Genomic DNA, 14,633 nt, shown 5'->3' with positions numbered 1-14,633 from the left:
ATCTATTGGTGCTGATTGCACTTCAAGATCTTCAACATTTGCAATTGCATCATTATCAGTGTTTATATCTTCACTTGCAACTACACATGTCATTCCTACTAACATGAGTAAAAATAATGCAATGCAAAAGAATTTTTTATACATTATTTCCCTCCCTTATATGTAATGATAATATTAAAATAATATATCAACAGTTATTTTTCTATCTTTAATTATATTAATGTATTGTATTTTTTAGGCATATTTGTGTTTTTTTTACCAATTTAAAGCATATATTTTATAATTTTAAAAATGAAAATTAAAAAATTATTTGGATTTTATGTAGGAATATAATTTTGCCATTCGATGGGATTTTGTTCCTTTTTTATTAAATTAATATATTAATTTTGAAAATATTTCTATAATAACGTCTATTTTTTTTTACAAATCACTAAAATTTATATAGGTTCGTTGTTCAAATATTAAATTAGGTTAATGGGAGGAATTTAATTATGGCAAATAAGTATTTAGCTGCAATTTTATCTTTTTTCATTCCTGGAGTAGGTCAGGCCTATGCTGGGGATATTAAAAAAGGCATTATTTATTTCCTTGTTGCATTTGTTGCTTTGGGAATTGTGGGATCATTTTTTGTCGATTCTGTTTTAGATTCATTTTATTATATTATTGATATTCTAATTAGCATTTATGCTGCTTATGATGCATATCTTATGGCAAAATAATTATTCAATGAAAATCATTTTTTTTAAAAAAGAAAGCTATTTTTAGTCTCATATTTTTTAAACAGCATCAATAATATAAAAAATTTTATAAAAGAAATAAAAAGGAGATAATTGGTTAATTATCTCATATATAATATGTATTTTCCAAATCTAGGGATTCTATAAATAATTACAACAGCTATATAGCTGAATATTATCAATAAAATCCAAAGAATTATTGCTTTTACAGGTTCTGTGAACGGTAACTGAACAACAACCGGAAGTAAAGGCAATCTAAATATGTTATGCACTAAAAATACTGCAAATGAATATTTAGATAAAAATAAAACAATTGGATATGCCCTAACTTTACCCATTCTAGAGCATAGTTCAAATAGGGCAAATGAACCGGTTAAAATGAATGGGAACTCATACCATAATTCAAAAGGATATCCTTTTGTAAATGCATAGTATTGGAAAAATAAACATATCATAAATGATATGACTGCTATTAATATTAATTTAATGCGGTCAAAATCTTTAAATTGTCCTTTTTTAACTAAGTATCCTAAAATTATGTAAATTCCGTATACTCCTCCACTAAATCCAAGACAATATTGAATATTCACGTTTTCAATTCCGTGCATAGCCAATACAATTGTAATAAATGGTAATAGGAATGCTAAAAGTGAAAATACAATTGTTGCTTGCCAGATTGTATTGCTGTCAAATCTTTCAAGGGCTGTTGCAACAAATGGCATTGAAAGATACATTCCGATAATCATTGGCATATACCACATATGGCTAAAGAATAGATTTCCGGCCTCAGCAAAGTTGACGCTTTCATATCCAACAGTAATGGCCTGCAGGCTGAGTGCATAGATTATTGCCCAGATTACGGTAACAATAATTAATCCTTTACAGCTTTTATTCCAAAACTGACGAACGCGCTCGTCATCATAAGATCTGTCCAATAACAGGTAACCTGTAATCATTAAAAAGAATGGAACACCTATACGGCCAATAAAAAGGGATGCAAAATTAAACACTCTTGAAAAAACTGTGTAATTTAGAATTGCATCAGATGAGATAATATAAATCCCATCGGTTGCATGAATATATAGAACAGTCAATATTGCTATTGCCCGTACAAGATCAATCCACTCAACTCTAGTTTTACCCATTGAATTTTCTCCAAATTTTTATACTTATTGTTATGTATTTTGTTAAATAATAATTTAATTGATTTGAAGATTTTTTGAGTTATTTAATAAATCCCCTCTGATGAAAATATATTCCTACTCAAATTCTTTTTTCAATCAAAAAAATAGAAAGTAAAAACTATTCTACAATTGTAAAATAGTTTATACATTTTGGTCTAATTCATTAATTACAGTTCCTTTGGTTTCAGGGAATACCCAAATCCAAATACCAACTAATATTGCAAATATTGCGGCTATAGCAATACCATAGCTTAAATCAAAGTATGTTGCGACAAATGTTATTGTTAGTGGTGTGATAAACTGTATTCCACGTGCAAGGTTGAAGACTGTTCCAACACCGGTGTTTCTGATTTTTGTCGGGAACAATTCTGAGAATAATGCACCAAATCCTCCGAAAAATCCTGTTCCAAATCCTGTCAGGAACATGAATACAAATATCAAATCCGGAACTGCGTCAATTTGATTCCAACATATTGTAATCATAGAAATGCTTATTCCCATGATGAAGCTGTATATTGTGAATGCGGGACGTCTTCCAAGTTTTTCAGCAACATAACCGAAAGTTGTATATCCTGTAAAGTCTCCGCATTGGATTAAAATGATTCCAAATGTGGATCCAATTGCAGCTAACCCCCTTTCTTTCGCAAGATATGTTGGGAGCCATGAATAGGTATACCAGTATGCAGACATACCGAATATGCACAATATCAGTGAGATTAAAAATATCTTTCGGTATTCCTGTGAAAGAAGTTCCTTAAACTCCTGTAATGCACTTTTTTTCACATATTGGTCTTTATTTTGAAGCCAAACGTCGGATTCATTAAGATATCTCCTGATGTATATTACGGTAAGTGCAGGAATGATTGAAACTAAAAATGTCATTCTCCAGCCAATGATAGGACTTATTAAACCCCCTACTATTGAAGCCAAAATCACTCCAACAGGCGCACCAGATTGCATAAAACCTCCAAATTTGGCTCTTAATTTATCTGGAAATGTTTCATTAATATAAATTTGACCGGTAGCCCATTCTCCACCAACACCCAAACCTGTAATGAATCTGAATATTACTAAAGAATAAAAAGACCATGAAAAAGCGGACAATAATGTACCTAGTGAATATATGATAATTGTCCATTGCAATACTGTCTTACGTCCAAATTTATCACCCAATACTCCAAAAATGATTCCGCCCAAACCTGTGGCGAATAGGGATATTCCTAAACATAATGAAAGCAGCTCGGCAGAAAAATGGAGGTCAGTTTGAAGTTGGGATACTAAAAAAGTAAATAAAACAAGGTCATAGAAATCAAAAACCCAACCTGCCCAACTTAATCCAAAAATTCTGTAATGGTCCTTAGTTAATTTGGTTTGCTCATTCATTAACATAACTATAACAACCCATATAATGTTTTAATTTTTAAATTAAATATAATCATTAAATAATTTTAAGTATTGTTTATTATTTAACATTTTTCAAAATATTGGATTGAGTATTCATTTTTTTTTAATGGTGGTGTTTATAGTAAAATCGGCAATGGCTATGCAGAGGATAATCATTTTAAAAAAGTAGGTTTTGAATATTTTTGGTAATATTCAAAACATTTAGGTATAATGCGGAACTATGCTCCGCCAGGAATGGTATATTTATCATTCACGCCATAAAATATTCCATTTCCTCTTCTTTTTTCACTAACATTGAGTAATGCATTGTTAAATATGATATTTAATAATTTATATCCATCTTTATCAATGAAATCAGTTAGTTGTGTGTTGTTTTCCCTTATTTTCAATGCCTCTTTTTCAATGTCGAAGCATGCTCCATAGAGAATTTGGGCGGAATTTTCCTCAACAGTTTCCGGAGGATATTTTTCACATAATTCTTTTGATTTTAGATAGTCTTGGAAGTTTTTCCATTCATTTTTGACTTCTTTTCCTTTTCTTGTTAATTTGCCGTTTTCCAGGAGGTCTTTATAATTTTTACCGTCATAGTTGTTTTCCCTTTCAATGGCATTAACATATTCATCAAGGTCTTTTTCAAATTTATTGGCGACTGAAGTGTTATTGCTTTGTTTTGCCATTGCTTTCAAGTTGAATTTTTTATTTTTATTCATATTTTTAAGCAGGTTAATAGCTAATGTTTCGGGAGTTTTCAGCTCGCCTTTGTTTGCGATTCTGAGAGTTATTTTTTTCATAACTTCCATATCTTCAGGGCTTAATTTTTTACCCACTTCATATGAATCATCTAAATCAATATCGCATTTGATTTGACCTTTATTAATTAAATCAAGAATGGTAAGAGACAATGTGTTAATAGTTATTTCGTTATTTTTTGCAAATAATGCCTGTATCATTGAATAGGAATCATCACTAGGAGGATTTTTAATATTTTCATTTTTTTGATTTTTGTTGTTTAAACCTAACATTTTACTCTCTCCTCATAGTCTTATTCTTCGTTTTGCAGTGATTCTAAATATGATTCATGAATCTCTTCTGCTAATTCATCGTTTCCTTCAATAATCGGGCCTGTATAATCACAGTCTCTGCAAATGCATTGTGACCAATTTTGAGGGATAATCCAGTCAACATTTCTAGAACCACATCTTGGACAAATTTTATGCATTCTCATTTTAGACTCTCCTTTAAGTTTTTTCTGTAGTACTTTGATTTAGCACTAAATAATAGTTTCTAAAGGAATATATATAAAGTTTTTCGAATGTAAGCGCATGCTTTCATTTTAAAAATTAATAATAATGGAGATATTTTACCATATCGGTTTATTAATGGTTAACATTTAAAATTTGTATTGAAATCGATGAGAGTTGTGTCTTTAATATTTTTGAGATTTCCGTTCAAATCTAAAAATTTCAAAAGGGTTAATAATGTCCATTGTTAAGTTAATTATGAATAGTTTAGAGCCATCATAAAATCAATTCTTAATAATTTAAATATTAAATTGTTCAATAGTAATATGTATTATTTAAGTAGGTATTCTATGAGATTTGTCAACAAACATGATATATTAATCATTGCAAGAAACTCCGGATTATTGATGATTGGGATAGGAGTAATGTGTCTAGTCCCGATTTTAATCGATTTAGCCTATTTAGAATTCAATTTTGCCTGGTTTCTTTTACCTGGATTAATTTCTATACTTGCTGGTTTGATTTGTACAAAAGCCCTGGAAAAATATACTCTTAATAAAATACGTTTAAAACATGGAATGATTACGTCCGCATTAGTTTGGCTATGGGCATCTATTATAGGTGGCCTAATATTTCATTTTGTAACAGGCATAAACATTGTCGACGGTATTTTTGAAAGCATGTCTGCTTTAACCGGAAGTGGAATTACAATATATCCTGATGTGGAAATATTACCTCACAGCATATTATTTTTTAGAGCATTTCAACAATGGATTGGCGGTTTAGGAATCATCGTTTTAATAATATCTTTTTTATCAAAGCCCGGAACTGCATCATCTAAACTATACCAGTCTGAAGCTCGTGAAGACCGCCTCAAACCATCCATCAAAGCTACTATCAAAGAAACCTTCAAAATCTATCTTATTTATACAGTTGCAGGAATTGTTTTATACACTCTTGCGGGAATGCCTTTTTTTGATTCGGTTTGTCATACATTCAGTATCATTTCAACTGGTGGAATGAGTGTTAAAAATGCCAACATAGGATTTTACCACAATGACCTAATTAATTTGATTACAATTGTTTTGATGATATTGGGTGCAACAAGCTTTTTAGTTCAGTATAGAGTTATCAAATCACGTGGAAAATCATTGATTAATGATTTGCAATTTAAGGTAATGATTAGTTTAATAGCGGGCACAACCCTGCTGATATATTTCATATCAAATATTGTTCCAATGGACATTTTATTCCACATTGTTTCTGCCATCACTACAACCGGAGCAAGTATTCAAAGTTCAACTGTAATGGAGGTTTGGCCAGCAAATGTGCTCATTATTATAATGACATTGATGATTATTGGTGGTTCAAATGGGTCTACTGTAGGTGCACTCAAATTGATGAGGGTCATCACATTTTTTAAAGGAGTATATAAGAGTTTACGCGGAATACTGTCTCCAAACAGTGTTATTAATCTTGAAATTTCTGGTAAAAAGCTTTCCGATAATGTCGTAGCAGAAAGCGGAAACTATATAACTCTTTATCTGATATGTATTTTGGTATCTTGGATATTATTATGTTCATATGGCCATGATCCGTTTAATTCATTATTCTTTGCTATTTCAATGCAGGGTAATGTTGGTTTAGAAATAGGGCAGATGTCACAAAGCATAGAGCTGCCGTTAAAAGTCGTTGGTATATTTGCCATGTGGATTGGAAGATTGGAAATTTATCCAGTTCTAATCACATTCAGAGCATTTTTTGAAGTCTTTAAAAGATAGTTATGTCTTGCAGCTGATTATATCACATGAAAGTGTGAATAGTTAAACTATTCACCACTTTTAAGCGATTCGACCATGTCTAATTTTTTAATTTTACGTGAAAACATTAAATTTACAAATATTGATAATGCAAATGTTATTATGGCAGTTATTGCGAAATTTGTAAGGGTTACTGAAGGAAGAATATAAAATGAATCTCCTGAGGACTCCCACATGATTTTCAAAATATAATAACCGACCGGAACACCTAATAAAAGTCCAATAGTTGTAAACCATAAGTTTTGTGTTAAAAGTAACTTTCTCAAAGCTCCAGTTTTAAAACCTAAAACTTTAAGGGTTGCTATTTCCCGTTCAATTTCTGTAAATGACAGTAATCCTAAATTATACAATACTACAACTGCTAGAAGAGATGCGAAGAAGATTAAAATATATATCAATAACCACATTGCTTCTGTCAGCTCATCCCAACTTGAAGTCATGTCCTTCATTGAATTGGCAGTTTTAATGGCAGTGTAGTTTTTGTCAACATGTTGTGCTGTTACAATGCTGGTTGGTGTGTAATTCAAGTCCAAATCTTCTAATTTGTCTGTTGACATTATTAATCCCTGTGAAGTCGGGTCTGCATGAATTTTATCAATCTTTGTTTTAATCCATTTGTCGGAACCCATAATATGCCATTTTATAGTATCGCCAACATTAACGCCTAACATATCTGCCATCTTTTGTGAAATTGAAACTTCATCATCACGTATTTCAATTTTATTCCAGTCATAATCGGTTGGAGTAACTAAATCGGTATGGTTTAAAACCAGTAGCGAACCTGACTTTTTAACCGATCCGGATTCAATTTCGATGGCTCCTTCCATTATTTTATCACCATCAACCTCATCAGCCACATCATCAATTTCTGAAATGCTTGCTTCATCATCTATGACCAGTTTGGAATCATAATGATTAATTTGATTAAATTCCCATTCCTTAAGGTCATTCATTCCGTCATACATTCCGAATGCAGATACTAATAGTGCAGTACAGCCTATAACTCCAATGATGGTCATCAATGCTCTAAATTTGTTTCTTTTAGCATCACGATAATTCCAACGGGTATTGAATGATAAGTGTTTGAAGAATCCTAATTTTTCGATTAGACCTGATGAAGAAACTTTAGGAACTTTTGGCCTTATTGTATCTGCAGGTTTTTCATTAAAAATACTTTTAACCGCATAATATGAAACTAGAACAGACATTATAACCATAGCCAGTGCAACATAGACAAAATCCATGCTCCATGAAGGGGTCCATGAAGGCAATATGTATGTTGAGCTCATTGATGGATAAAATAGCTTAGGCAGAGTCATTGGTCCGATAATTAAACCTAATACTGAACCGGCTAGTACTAACCAGAACCCATATGATATATAGTGAAACATTATTGATTTGTCTTTAAATCCGCATGCTTTTAAAATACCAATCTGTGTTCTTTGATGGGCAATTATCCTTGTCATTGTTGTTAAAAGAATTAACATGGCAATTAAAATAAATACAACAGGGAAAATTCCCGCCATCATCTGATGCTGATCCATTTCTTCTGAAAATTGGGACACGCTAGAGTGTTCGGATTTTTCAACAAATGAATTGTATTTTCCATCTAATTTTTCAGATAACAAATCGCCGAATGTTTCGGGTGTTCCATCAAATTTAACATTTAAAACATTATATGGGACAATTTCTGACGGAAATGCCTTATAGCCCATATAAGCAAAACCTATTTTAGAAAAATCAGGAATCACTGAAGATTTTGAAGCGTGATAGACATATTCCGGTGAATAACCTAACCCTTTAATTTCTTTTTCAATGTTAAAGCCATTAAACTCAAAGGTAATGTTGTCTCCAACATTAAGATTGTTAGCATCCGCAAAGCTTTTGTCTAGCCATACTCCATCGCTGTCATTAACATCCAGTGGTTCACCTTCAATTAAATAGAATTTGGATATTGTATTATTTTCTACAAAATGCAGTGTGATTTCGGGGTCATTTGAAAAATCTGCCACCGAATCTACAACTAGCTGTCTTTCCATCTGGGTTGTTGGACCTAAAAGGTATACCTCATCTAGAAACTTCTCATCCAGATTGGCTGAGTAAATCCAGCCGTCTGCAAGATTTGTATCATTATAATAAGTATTACTATTAACTTCAAGGCCTACTGATTCACCTCCAACACCGGCAAAGACAAACACTCCTAAAAATGCCATTAAAAAAATTGATAGGAACTGGGTTTTGTGCTTGCGAATGTCTCTTAACATCTTTTTGAATAGCATCAAATCACCATTCTAAATCAGTGACCTTTTTAGGGTTTTCGTTAACTACCATACTTTCTATTTGTCCGTTTTTGATTCTTATTACTTTATCAGCCGCCTGGGCTAAAATGGCATTATGGGTTACAATAATAACTGTTGTTCCCTGTTCATTGCTCATGTCCTGAAGTAAATTCAGAATTAAAACGCCAGTTTTTGAATCAAGCGCTCCTGTTGGTTCATCACATAAAAGCATTGTAGGTTGTTTAGCTACTGCTCTTGCAATGGATACTCTTTGCTGTTCTCCACCGGATAATTGTGCCGGAAATTGATTTGCATGATTTTTAAGTCCTACTGAGTCCAGAACATCCAATCCGTTTATATCTACATCTACAATGTCTTTCATAAGCTCAACATTTTCAAGGGAAGTTAAATTTGGTATTAGATTATAAAACTGGAATATAAATCCCACATTTTTTGCCCTATATGCCGTAAGTTGATTATCAGAGAATTTTTCCACATGTTCATTATTTACAATGATTTCTCCAGATGTGACGGTATCAAGACCTCCTAAAAGGTTTAAAAGTGTTGATTTACCGGCACCTGAGGGTCCTAGAATCACAACGAATTCTCCCTCATCAATTGTAAAATTGACATTATCCATAGCTTTTAAAATATGGTCTCCAGATTTATAAATTTTATCAACGTTTTTGAATTCAATAATTGCGCTCATTAATATGCCTTCCTAATAATTAATTATTTTTTAAGAGCATTTTCCTAAAATAAACGGAATATGTCAGCAAATATTCCTAATTTAAAAAAAAGAAAGGATTAAGAAATATCAGCTACTTCAATAGCTTCTACTTCTATCCCTTTTGTGTAATCCTCTTCACCTAAAACAGATTTGGTGCTCATTACTCCAAACAACATTGTTGATAAATTATGTATCATTGATGAAGTGGATGGAGGAATTACGCCTAAAACACCTAAAACAAGAAGAGTTCCATTTACTGCAACAATATTGTGATAGTTTTTATTGATTTTATCTAACATTCCAACACTTAATTTTCTAAGTGTTACAAGGTCATATAAATCATCAGACAGTAAGGATATGTCTGCAACTTCTCGAGCAATATCTGATGAATGTTTCATTGAAACTGATACATCTGCAGCCGCAAGAGCCGGTGAATCGTTAATGCCGTCTCCAACCATGATTACAGTTTTTCCCTCTTGTTTTAATTCTTCGACGATTCTGGATTTGTCCTCTGGAAGTACCTGTGATTTATATTCGGTGATGCCCAATGCTTTAGCACTGGATTTTGCACCGCTTTCACTGTCTCCAGTAAGCATTATGACATTTTCGATACCTAACGATTTAAGTTCTTCAATGACATATTTTGCTTCTTCTCTCACAGGATCGTCAATGCAGATTAAACCTTCAAGTTTTCCATCAATAGCCAGATAAACTACAGAATGTTCCGCAGCCTTTTTAGCTATTTTTTTCTCTTGACTTTTAGTTAGTTTCACTTTTTCATCATCAAATAAAAAGTGTTTTGATCCGATGACTGCACGTTTTCCTTCATATTCGGTTACAATACCGTGTGCTACAATATATTGTACTTCACTATGGTCTTCCTCATGTTTTAAGCCTTCTTTTTTAGCTTGTTTCACGATAGCTGCAGCAATACTGTGTGCGAAGTGTTCTTCAATGCAAGCCGCCATTCTTAGAATGTCGTCACGTTTATATCGTCTGGACATTGGAACTATTTCAACAACCTTTGGTGTTGCTTTTGTTAGGGTTCCTGTTTTATCAAATATTATTGTGTCGGCATTTGCATAGTTTTCTAAGAATTTTCCGCCTTTTATCATCATTCTATTATCTGATGCTTCTTTCATTGCAGATATGATTGATAATGGTGTTGTTAGTTTAATGGCACATGAAAAGTCAACCATTAATACAGATAGTGCTTTTGTGGAATTTCCTGTAATCAGATATGTTAATGCAGTTGCAAGGAAGCTATATGGAACAATTGAATCGGCGAGTTTTTCAGCTTTACTTTGAGTATCTGCTTTCAGCTCTTCAGAATTCTCGATTAAATCAATAATCTTGTTTAATCTTGTTTCTTTATTCATTGAATAAACTTCAACAATCAGATTTCCCTCTTCTATAACGGTTCCTGCATGAACTGTTTTTCCAGGTCTTTTATGGATGGCTAATGGTTCTCCAGTCATTGAAGCTTCATTAACCATTCCTTCTCCTTCAATTACTTTTCCATCAACAGGTATTACATCGCCCATATGGACTTTTATTTTATCTCCTTTAACAATATCAACTGCAGGGCATTGTTTTTCTTCACCGTCTTCTCCTACTACCCATACGGTATCAATGTTTAAAGCTAGGCTGTCTTTAAGTGTGCTTTTAGCTTTTTGTATTGTGTAGTCTTCAAGTGCATCGGAGATAGACAATAAGAACATCATTGAGCTTGCAGGTTTATACTGTTTTTGAAGTAGTGCTCCGGTTACTGCCGCACCGTCTAGAAGTGCAACATCAACTCTAAAGCTAGTTAAACTGTCTAAACCATTCCAAATATATTCCGCTGCATTATAAATGGTTAGTGCATTTCTAAGGGGTATAGGTAAGAATATTCTATAAACAACTCTATTAAAAATCATTTTTGATAATCTTAAATAGAAATCGTCTGTTATTTCTTTTGAAGTTTGGGCCTGTGTTGGCTCTGCTTCAAAAAGATCATCTAATGTAATACCATCAAGAATATTGAAAATTTTTTGTTTGTTTTCAGCATCTCCATCGTAGTATATTAAAATACTTCCGTTTCTGTGGGATGTGTATACTTCATTGATAAAGCTTTGATTTAAAAGTAATGAAGCAAGACCATAGCCTTCCTCTTTTGTGAAAGCCCATTGGCCTGAACGAACTCTTAAACGAGAACCGTTATCGTACATTACTTGATATTTCATTTTCCCTTACCTGAAAAATAAGTTTATTCTTTTGCTTCTACGTAAATTTCTTTTTTATCTTCTGCGTGTGCGTCAACTACAATGTCTTCTGCATTTTCTCTCATATCTTGGAAACATTCTTCTGCATCTTTTTTAGCAGACATTACAGATGCCATTCCTTTTGTTGCTGCATCTTTCACGCTTTTTGATTCTAATACTTTTTTTCCAATGATTGCAGTTGCAATTCCTGCAGCAAAAATTAATGCATGTTTATGTTCGTAACATTTGTCAAAAATTTCATTGCGATTCATATAAATTACCTCTTAATAATGATTTGTATCTTTTTTTCCTAGTTTAATTCTATTTTTAAGTCTGTTAATAAATTCGAATTCATCTTCAAATTCCGGATGATTGCCAAATCCACAGTGGGGGCAGTGAATTTGATTACAGCCACTATGTTTTCCACAGCTCATACAGCCTCTGTTTTTTAGTTTTGTTTCATCAAATTCAAAACCACACATACGGCATTTCATAGTAACACTCTTGGAATTGAAGTTTTATTCTACTTCAATATTTTCTGCTTCTTCTTTTCGAAGACAAACATCATACCCTTTTACATTCATTTCTATTGGATCTCCTAAAGTAGCAACTTTTTTCACTGTTATTTTTGCTCCTTTAACAAAACCCATTCCTAATAAATGTCTTCTTAAACCTACATCACCGGTATCATGATATTTCACCAATGTTACGGTTTCGCCAGGTTTAACGTCCTTTAGTGTTTTTACCATTGTTTCACCTTTTTAAAAAAAATATGGAATGATAATTAGAAGAATCTAATCATCATTTTGGAATCTAACCCGTCTAATTTCAATTTCCCTGTAACCTTATTTATCCAAATCCTGCAAGCATACCAACATTGTATATTAAGAATGAAACAATGTATGCAGTTACTAATGTAATACCACACATGGTTAATGCCCATTTGTAACTGTTGGTTTCCTGTTTGATTGCACCGATTGCCGCAAAACATGGAGTGTAAAGCAATGTAAATGCCATGAATGAAAATGCTGATAAAGGTGTAAAAGTGTCATGCACTAAATTGGTGATTCCTTCTTCATCATCTTCTTCCATACCTGCTAATGTACCGAAGGTTGCTACAACAACTTCTTTAGCTGCTAATCCTGCAATAATTGCTACTGCTGCTTGCCAGGTTCCAAATCCTAACGGGGCAAATATTGGAGCAATAAAATTACCAATCATACCTAATACGCTGTCTGCAGATCCGTATTCAACACCTAATGGGAATATGCTTAATGCCCATAAGACAATTGAACAAGCAAGGATAATAGTACCTGCTTTTCTTAAAAATCCTTTTACTTTTTCCCAGGTGTGTAATAAGACACCTTTTACTGATGGTACTTTATATGTTGGTAATTCCATTACAAATGGTGTGGATAATCCTTTAAACATGGTTCTTTTGAGGATAGCCGCAACAATTAATGCTACAACAATACCTAATACGTATATTGCGAGTAACATTGTACCTTGATTGTTGGCGAAGAATGCTGCAATAAAAATAGCGTAAATTGGTAACCTTGCTGTACATGACATGAATGGTACAAGCATCATAGCAAGCATACGGTCCCCTTCATTTTCCATGGTTCTTGTTGCCATAATGGCCGGAACTCCACAACCGAATCCTAAAATCATAGGAATGAAAGCTTTACCGTGAAGTCCTACAATTTTGTGCATTAATTTGTCTAAAGTGAATGCGGCTCTTGCCAGATAACCACAGTCTTCTAAGATACTTAAGAATAAAAACATCAGGATAATAATAGGCAAGAAAGTGAGAACACCACCTACTCCACCGATGATACCGTCACAGATGAATGATGCTAAATATTCATTTGCAATATATCCTGCGACAAATTCACCTAAAGCACCGAATGCTTGATCAATCATGTCCTGGAAAGGAGCACCAATTGTGAATGTCAACTGGAACATCACCCACATTATAATGATAAATATAAATGGAGCCAAAAGTCTATTTGTAACGATTTTATCAATTCTATCAGTAACTGTTTCTTTTTCAACCTTTGGTTTTTTAACTGCTTCAGCCATTAAACCGTCAATGAATGCATATCTTGCATTTGCAATAACCTCTTCGGGACCTTCATTGTATACCTCACGAAGATGTTTGCTAACTTTGTCAACTTCTGCAAATATTTGAGAACTTTTAGAAGATTGTTGAACTTTTTCGATAACGATTGTGTCTTTTTCTAATAGTTTTATCGCTGTCCAAACTGAAGGAACATCTAATAGATTTTTATCTTGTTCAATTATTTTTTGAATGTCCATTAAATGGCCTTTGATATCATTTCCATAAGATAACTTTTCACTGGAATCCACGGGATTTTTGGATTGTTTTTCCACAGTTTTTAACAATTCTTCAAATCCGTCTTTTGTTTTTGCATTAATTTCAATAACGGGGAATCCTAAAAGTTCACTCATTAATTTAATATCAATGATATGTTCTTTTTTCTTTGCAAAATCATTCATGTTAAGTGCCATTACTAGGTTAGCACCTAATTCCATCATTTGTACTGTTAAATATAAATTACGTTCTAAATTAGCGGCGTCCACCACATTAATAATTACATCAGAGTCATCATCTACAATGAAATCTCTTGATACGATTTCTTCCATAGAATGAGCACTTAATGCATAATTCCCCGGCAAATCTACAACATCGTAGTTGTAACTGTTGTGTTTGAAATGGCCCTCTGCTCTTTCAACAGTTTTTCCAGGCCAGTTACCAACATGTTGGCGCATACCGGTTAATTGATTGAATACAGTGGTTTTCCCTACATTAGGGTTCCCTGCTAATCCTACAATTAATTCAGTCATTACCATTTCTCCGTTTTAACATTTTAAGGAATAATATTTATTGAAAACATTATTCCTTTCTAAAAAAAATTTTTAGTTTAAGTTTCCCAATACATGATGATTTAGGTTAACCTAAACATATTTATCA

The 14,633-nt window shown here is 32.8% G+C and carries 13 protein-coding genes; 2 read left to right on the top strand and 11 right to left on the bottom strand.

Features of this window, described 5'->3' with window-relative positions:
• The first annotated feature begins 491 nt into the window (after positions 1-491).
• Positions 492-719 carry a hypothetical protein gene (locus ACJMLH_RS09730; protein WP_405277154.1) on the top strand — a complete coding sequence of 76 codons (228 nt, stop codon included), beginning with the start codon at positions 492-494 and terminating at the stop codon, positions 717-719.
• Between the two features lie 119 nt (positions 720-838).
• On the opposite strand, the gene ACJMLH_RS09725 is transcribed toward ACJMLH_RS09730, so the two are convergent.
• The 4 genes from ACJMLH_RS09725 to ACJMLH_RS09710 all read right to left on the bottom strand — a co-directional run bounded on the left by ACJMLH_RS09725 (position 839) and on the right by ACJMLH_RS09710 (position 4,550).
• Entirely contained in the window at positions 839-1,882 is a 1,044-nt protein-coding gene (locus ACJMLH_RS09725; protein ID WP_405277152.1) for an acyltransferase, read from the bottom strand.
• A 180-nt stretch (positions 1,883-2,062) separates the two neighbouring features.
• Positions 2,063-3,304, bottom strand: coding sequence for an MFS transporter (locus tag ACJMLH_RS09720; RefSeq protein WP_405277150.1), 1,242 nt, complete (start codon positions 3,302-3,304; stop codon positions 2,063-2,065).
• Positions 3,305-3,543: 239 nt separating this feature from the next.
• The gene (locus ACJMLH_RS09715) at positions 3,544-4,347 is read right to left on the bottom strand and encodes a DUF2207 family protein (RefSeq protein WP_405277148.1); all 804 of its coding nucleotides are present in this window, start codon (positions 4,345-4,347) and stop codon (positions 3,544-3,546) included.
• Between the two features lie 20 nt (positions 4,348-4,367).
• Positions 4,368-4,550 (bottom strand): hypothetical protein, encoded by a 183-nt coding sequence (locus ACJMLH_RS09710; RefSeq protein WP_405277146.1) that lies wholly within the window; start codon positions 4,548-4,550, stop codon positions 4,368-4,370.
• Positions 4,551-4,916: 366 nt separating this feature from the next.
• On the opposite strand from ACJMLH_RS09710, the gene ACJMLH_RS09705 reads away from it, so the two are divergent.
• Complete coding sequence (locus ACJMLH_RS09705; protein ID WP_405277144.1) at positions 4,917-6,347, top strand: TrkH family potassium uptake protein; 1,431 nt, start codon at positions 4,917-4,919, stop codon at positions 6,345-6,347.
• A gap of 47 nt (positions 6,348-6,394) precedes the next feature.
• On the opposite strand, the gene ACJMLH_RS09700 is transcribed toward ACJMLH_RS09705, so the two are convergent.
• The 7 genes from ACJMLH_RS09700 to feoB form a co-directional block, all read right to left on the bottom strand.
• The gene (locus ACJMLH_RS09700) at positions 6,395-8,665 is read right to left on the bottom strand and encodes an ABC transporter permease (protein ID WP_405277142.1); all 2,271 of its coding nucleotides are present in this window, start codon (positions 8,663-8,665) and stop codon (positions 6,395-6,397) included.
• A gap of 4 nt (positions 8,666-8,669) precedes the next feature.
• On the bottom strand, positions 8,670-9,374 hold the full coding sequence (locus tag ACJMLH_RS09695; protein ID WP_405277140.1) for an ABC transporter ATP-binding protein: 705 nt from the start codon (positions 9,372-9,374) through the stop codon (positions 8,670-8,672).
• Positions 9,375-9,472: 98 nt separating this feature from the next.
• Positions 9,473-11,620 (bottom strand): heavy metal translocating P-type ATPase, encoded by a 2,148-nt coding sequence (locus tag ACJMLH_RS09690; RefSeq protein WP_405277138.1) that lies wholly within the window; start codon positions 11,618-11,620, stop codon positions 9,473-9,475.
• A 23-nt stretch (positions 11,621-11,643) separates the two neighbouring features.
• Entirely contained in the window at positions 11,644-11,910 is a 267-nt protein-coding gene (locus ACJMLH_RS09685) for a DUF6110 family protein (protein WP_405277136.1), read from the bottom strand.
• A gap of 12 nt (positions 11,911-11,922) precedes the next feature.
• Complete coding sequence (locus tag ACJMLH_RS09680; RefSeq protein WP_405277134.1) at positions 11,923-12,132, bottom strand: hypothetical protein; 210 nt, start codon at positions 12,130-12,132, stop codon at positions 11,923-11,925.
• A gap of 24 nt (positions 12,133-12,156) precedes the next feature.
• Positions 12,157-12,387 carry a ferrous iron transport protein A gene (locus ACJMLH_RS09675; RefSeq protein WP_405277132.1) on the bottom strand — a complete coding sequence of 77 codons (231 nt, stop codon included), beginning with the start codon at positions 12,385-12,387 and terminating at the stop codon, positions 12,157-12,159.
• Between the two features lie 100 nt (positions 12,388-12,487).
• Positions 12,488-14,506, bottom strand: coding sequence for a ferrous iron transport protein B (feoB, locus tag ACJMLH_RS09670; RefSeq protein WP_405277130.1), 2,019 nt, complete (start codon positions 14,504-14,506; stop codon positions 12,488-12,490).
• Positions 14,507-14,633: the final 127 nt, after the last annotated feature.

Origin of the sequence: Methanobrevibacter sp., from assembly GCF_045116495.1 — an archaeon.
GTDB lineage: Archaea > Methanobacteriota > Methanobacteria > Methanobacteriales > Methanobacteriaceae > Methanocatella.
Note: the sequence above shows the minus strand (reverse complement) of the source record. Positions and strands in the feature narration are given on the sequence as shown.

Bases quoted from the DNA above. Each gene is read 5' to 3' on its own strand.
- ACJMLH_RS09730 (WP_405277154.1), top strand. From the start codon at position 492: ATGGCAAATAAGTATTTAGCTGCAATTTTATCTTTTTTCATTCCTGGA.
- ACJMLH_RS09725 (WP_405277152.1), bottom strand. From the start codon at position 1,882: ATGGGTAAAACTAGAGTTGAGTGGATTGATCTTGTACGGGCAATAGCA.
- ACJMLH_RS09720 (WP_405277150.1), bottom strand. From the start codon at position 3,304: ATGAATGAGCAAACCAAATTAACTAAGGACCATTACAGAATTTTTGGA.
- ACJMLH_RS09715 (WP_405277148.1), bottom strand. From the start codon at position 4,347: ATGTTAGGTTTAAACAACAAAAATCAAAAAAATGAAAATATTAAAAAT.
- ACJMLH_RS09710 (WP_405277146.1), bottom strand. From the start codon at position 4,550: ATGAGAATGCATAAAATTTGTCCAAGATGTGGTTCTAGAAATGTTGAC.
- ACJMLH_RS09705 (WP_405277144.1), top strand. From the start codon at position 4,917: ATGAGATTTGTCAACAAACATGATATATTAATCATTGCAAGAAACTCC.
- ACJMLH_RS09700 (WP_405277142.1), bottom strand. From the start codon at position 8,665: ATGCTATTCAAAAAGATGTTAAGAGACATTCGCAAGCACAAAACCCAG.
- ACJMLH_RS09695 (WP_405277140.1), bottom strand. From the start codon at position 9,374: ATGAGCGCAATTATTGAATTCAAAAACGTTGATAAAATTTATAAATCT.
- ACJMLH_RS09690 (WP_405277138.1), bottom strand. From the start codon at position 11,620: ATGAAATATCAAGTAATGTACGATAACGGTTCTCGTTTAAGAGTTCGT.
- ACJMLH_RS09685 (WP_405277136.1), bottom strand. From the start codon at position 11,910: ATGAATCGCAATGAAATTTTTGACAAATGTTACGAACATAAACATGCA.
- ACJMLH_RS09680 (WP_405277134.1), bottom strand. From the start codon at position 12,132: ATGAAATGCCGTATGTGTGGTTTTGAATTTGATGAAACAAAACTAAAA.
- ACJMLH_RS09675 (WP_405277132.1), bottom strand. From the start codon at position 12,387: ATGGTAAAAACACTAAAGGACGTTAAACCTGGCGAAACCGTAACATTG.
- feoB (WP_405277130.1), bottom strand. From the start codon at position 14,506: ATGACTGAATTAATTGTAGGATTAGCAGGGAACCCTAATGTAGGGAAA.